Raw genomic sequence first — 4,667 nt, forward strand, 5'->3', positions numbered from 1 at the left:
GCCCTAAAGTATGCGGAAGAATCCTATCAATTAGCAAAAGAGATATCATCTAATGACCTTCTTTTGGAGTCTATGATTATTCTTTCCGAACTCAAACCAGGTGACGAAGGCAAAGTCTACCTAAATCAACATATCCAGTTAAGTGATAGTCTGTTGGCACATGAACGCGGTATCCGTAATAAATTTGCGCGTATTGAATTTGAAACCGACCAGATCGAATTGGAAAACGAACGGATGGCGACGGAAAAAATGTGGTGGATTATTAGTTCCTTCGTTTTAATGGTAGGTTCCATATTGGTCTATATCATTTTCACACAGCGCAACAAGAATATAGAATTGAAATTCAAACAAGACCAGCAGGAAGTCAATGAGGAAATTTACAATTTATTGCTTTCCCAACAGGACAAAGTTGACGGGGCCAGGTTTGAAGAGAAAAAACGTATTTCGCAAGAGTTGCATGATGGCATCTTAGGACGCCTTTTTGGAACGCGGTTGAGTTTGGATAGTTATAATCTTAATGAAGGAAAAGAGGCGGCACAGACACGATCCAAATACATTTCGGAATTAAAGATTATTGAAAATGATATTCGTAAAATTTCCCATGACTTGAATACCGATTTTATGGAGGGCTCTGGATTTATCGATATTTTGTTGGAATTGATCGAAAAACAGGCCGCTGCCTATCAATTGGAATATGAATTTGATTATTCAGAAGATATTGATTGGGAGTTAGTTTCCAATAAAACCAAAATAAACATTTACAGAATGGTTCAGGAAGGACTTCAAAATATCTATAAACATGCCAAAGCCAAAACCGTACACATTAGTTTTCAACTGAAAAATCCTGTAATTTGCTTGACTATAAATGATGACGGTGTTGGATTTGATCCGAATAAGAGTAAAAAAGGAATCGGTCTGAAAAACATTAAATCAAGGGTCAATCAACTTAACGGAACGGTATTGTTCCATTCAAAAATTGATCAAGGCACAGCCATAACAGTGAAAATCCCCTATACAATTTAAGTACCTATGCAGCACATTCATATTTTGATGGTAGATGACCATCCCATTATCATTGAAGGTTATCAAAACACCTTGATGGCAAGCAAAAAGGAGAATCAGATCCTGCACATTGACACCGCAAATGATTGTGACATTGCAAATGAATTATTGCGACGAGCAGCCAAGGAAAAGCCTTATGATGTTTGCTTTTTTGATGTCAGTTTGCCAGGTTCTTCGGATGGCAAATTGACTTCGGGAGAGGATTTGGCGAAATTGACACGCAATCTCATGCCCAATGCGAAAATTGTTATTTTAACCATGTTCAATGAGTCGTTTAGAGTGCACAACATTATAAAGCAGATTGATCCTGACGGATTTTTGATTAAGAGTGATATGACGTCCAGTGAACTTGCCGAGGCCTTTCAACATATCTTATGCTCCCCGCCCTATTACAGTAGCACGGTAAATAATTTCTTGAAAAAGTCGGTAATAACTGATATTTATGTAGATGATATCAACCGGAAAATTCTGCATTTATTATCGCAAGGCGTTCGAACAATTACCTTAAGGGAACACATTAATTTATCAATGAGTGCCATTGAAAAGCGTAAAAAACATCTCAAAGTTTTATTCTCTGTAAATGATGGTAGAGATGAGACACTCATTGAAAAAGCGAGAAAAAAGGGTTTTCTGTAAATAAAACGGATAAATCTACGTTTTTTTGATTTTTGCAAAATCGTCAAAGGCTTGCTACGTATGAGTTGTACGGTTTTGCCACAAAAAGTTTGCGGTTTTCCCGTAACTTAAAGTCACATCTCTTTTCTATATTTGATTAGTCAACAACAATTAATTAATCCCTCTACTCATTTGTTGAGTTAATAGTAAAAAGAATAAACCTAATAATTAACCGTCTGGAAAATTATTAGGTTTTATTTTTAGTATCATCTGGTAGCATTAAGATTTGTCGATTTCCTAAGCATAAAGAATGATAATGGTTTTATAGCAACTTGATTTATAGCGTATCCATTTTTGTCTTTTTTGTAAGCCTTAATCAGGCGTCATGATTCCAGATAATTATAAATTTTAAGAGCTGCCTTCAACGCTTTACGGGTTATGTCTTGATTCTTGGTTCTAAAAGCGAAGCGGTCTTGATTCTTTTACCAAAGCTTTATCTGTTAGGTCTTGATTCTTGGTTCTAAAAGCGAAGGGCGGTCGTTGAGCTTGTCGAAATGTCTTGATTCTTTTATCAGATAATTCTTTTCCTTCCTTCTCCACTTCCTTCAACTTTTATAAAATCTTTTAACTAAAAAATTAGTTTGAACTAATATTTTAGTTATATTAGCATCATCAAGTGAGGTGATTAGAAGATTATAATCCGTTTGCTCTGATGAAATTCCAGTTTAACTAAATATCCCGAAGTTTCGGGACTGCCCTCGCAGGGAGAGATTATGAAACAACTCACAAAAGCCGAAGAAGAGATCATGCAAGTGCTATGGCAATTGCAAAAAGCCAATGTCAAACAAATTATTGACGAATTGCCCGAACCCAAACCTGCCTATAATACGGTATCTACCATTGTGCGGATTTTGGAAAGCAAAGGATTTGTGGATTATGAAAAACAGGGCAAAGGACATCTCTATTTTCCGTTGGTGGCAAAAACGGACTACAGCAACCAAAGCATTAATATGCTGGTCAATGATTATTTTCAAGGCTCATTTAAGAGTATGGTATCTTTTTTCGTGAAGAAAAATGACCTGAGCTTAAAAGATTTGGAATCAGTTTTAAAGGAAATTAACAAAAAAGACGACTAGCTATGTTACACTATATTCTACAAACCCTTGCGTTTCAAGTGTTCTTTTTGATCATTTATGACGTGTTTTTAAAGAACGAAACCTTCTTTAATTGGAATCGTGCGTATTTAATCGGCACAGCTTTCTTGTCGTTTGTCTTGCCTTTTTTAAAATTTGAAAGTATCAAAGCCATTGTTCCAGAACCGATGATTATTAGGTTGCCAGAGGTTATTATTGGGGAGGTTTCGCCCATAGTTATGGATGAGGCTATGATGATGCAAACGCAACAAATCTCAGAGCAAGCGCTCAGTTTTTCTTGGACTTATGTTTGGGTTTTGGGGATGGTTTTAGCAGCGCTTATTTTGGCATACAAAATCATCAAAATCCTAAAAATGCTCCATGAAAACCCAAAACGTTGGCAAGGCGATGCGCTTATTGTGTTTTTATTGAATAGCAGTGCGGCCTTCTCTTTTTTCCAATATATCTTTTTGGGGAATAACATTCATGCAGAAAAAAAAGAACATATCGTACAACATGAAATGGTTCATGTCAAAGAAAAACACAGTCTGGATTTATTGGCCTTTGAAATCTTACGGATCGTGTTTTGGTTCAATCCATTAATATATATGTATCAAAATAGATTATCTACGTTGCACGAGTTCATCGCCGATGCAAAAGCAGTAAAATACAAGGGCAAGTCGGAATACTATCAAAGTTTGTTGTCGGAAGTTTTCGAGACCCAGCAGATTTCATTCATCAATCCATTTTTTCATCAATCATTAATCAAAAAACGAATCCTTATGTTAAGCAAATCAAAATCAAAACAAATCCATCTTATCAAGTATGCCTTATTGGGGCCAGTGGTGATGGTCATGCTCATGTACACCTCGTCTTATGCGAGTGAAGTAAAAGATCCATTCCCTTTTCTTCAGAAAGAAGTTCTTTATCAGGAATTGACCTTTCAAGAATTAGTGGATAAATATTATAAGGAGATTGCTGAATTGACACGGACTAAAGGTAGTTTTAATATAAATAACGAAGAGTTTTTTAAACGAGACGATAATTATATTGAGAGTAGAGAGGTAGTAGCCAGAAGGCAAGCATTTATAAAATTTATGTATACTGAAATTAGGGAGAAAAAGCAAAGTGAAGGCCAGTTAACTGAAGCAGATGCAGAAAATTATGAAAAAAGGATTAATAGATTTAAAACTTATGAAGACTATCTTGACTTTAAAAAAACGGATGTAGCTAAACAAGGATGGGAAAATATGGGAAGAAATGGCGAGCTACGTTTGGTAGTTGATAATATGGCTAAATTATCAGATGACGAAAATGAAATGAAAGCTGAAAAGTTGGCCTTAATAGATAAAGATGCCTTTTACTATAAACTGAAAATGACTGATGGGAAAACGACTATTGACATAAACATGGATAAAAATAATTCCACAATCATCGATAATATTAAGATAAATAAGACATCATCTGATGCTAATGACATTGAAGTGCCATTCGCGACTATAGATGAAGTGCCATTATTTGAAGGTTGCGAACCGACAGGATCTAAAGAGGTTGATAAAGATTGTACTTCTCGAAAGGTAGCGGAATTTGTCAATAAAAACTACAATACGAATTTGGCCACCGAACTAGGATTGACTGGAAGACAACGCATCAATGTTATTTTTAAAATTGGTAAAGACGGAAAAGTTAGGGACGTCATGTCAAGAGCGCCACATCCTGGACTGGAAGCTGAAGCGATTAGAGTCATTAAATCCATGCCAGATTTTACACCAGGGAAACAAAAAGGGGAAACCGTAACGGTGCCGTATAGTTTGCCTATTTTATTTCAAGTTTCAGAGGATGCTTCAGGAATAGATG

Annotated in this window: 4 protein-coding genes; all 4 read left to right on the forward strand. The window is 35.9% G+C overall.

Annotation, left to right across the window (positions count from 1 at the left end):
- Positions 1–1,023 (forward strand): ATP-binding protein (locus ABIQ28_RS01980; RefSeq protein ID WP_348035076.1); only part of this gene is annotated, 1,023 nt, incomplete at its 5' end.
- A 6-nt stretch (positions 1,024–1,029) separates the two neighbouring features.
- Positions 1,030–1,698, forward strand: a complete 669-nt coding sequence (locus ABIQ28_RS01985; RefSeq protein ID WP_348035077.1) for a response regulator — start codon at positions 1,030–1,032, stop codon at positions 1,696–1,698.
- Positions 1,699–2,450: 752 nt separating this feature from the next.
- The gene (locus ABIQ28_RS01990) at positions 2,451–2,813 is read left to right on the forward strand and encodes a BlaI/MecI/CopY family transcriptional regulator (protein ID WP_348035078.1); all 363 of its coding nucleotides are present in this window, start codon (positions 2,451–2,453) and stop codon (positions 2,811–2,813) included.
- Between the two features lie 2 nt (positions 2,814–2,815).
- A partial coding sequence (locus ABIQ28_RS01995; RefSeq protein ID WP_348035079.1) for a M56 family metallopeptidase occupies positions 2,816–4,667 on the forward strand: 1,852 nt, incomplete at its 3' end.

The organism is Gelidibacter sp., from assembly GCF_039916245.1.
Taxonomy (GTDB): Bacteria; Bacteroidota; Bacteroidia; order Flavobacteriales; family Flavobacteriaceae; genus Gelidibacter.

Coding starts and splice junctions, on each gene's coding strand:
- ABIQ28_RS01985 (WP_348035077.1), top strand. CDS start 1,030: ATGCAGCACATTCATATTTTGATGGTAGATGACCATCCCATTATCATT.
- ABIQ28_RS01990 (WP_348035078.1), top strand. CDS start 2,451: ATGAAACAACTCACAAAAGCCGAAGAAGAGATCATGCAAGTGCTATGG.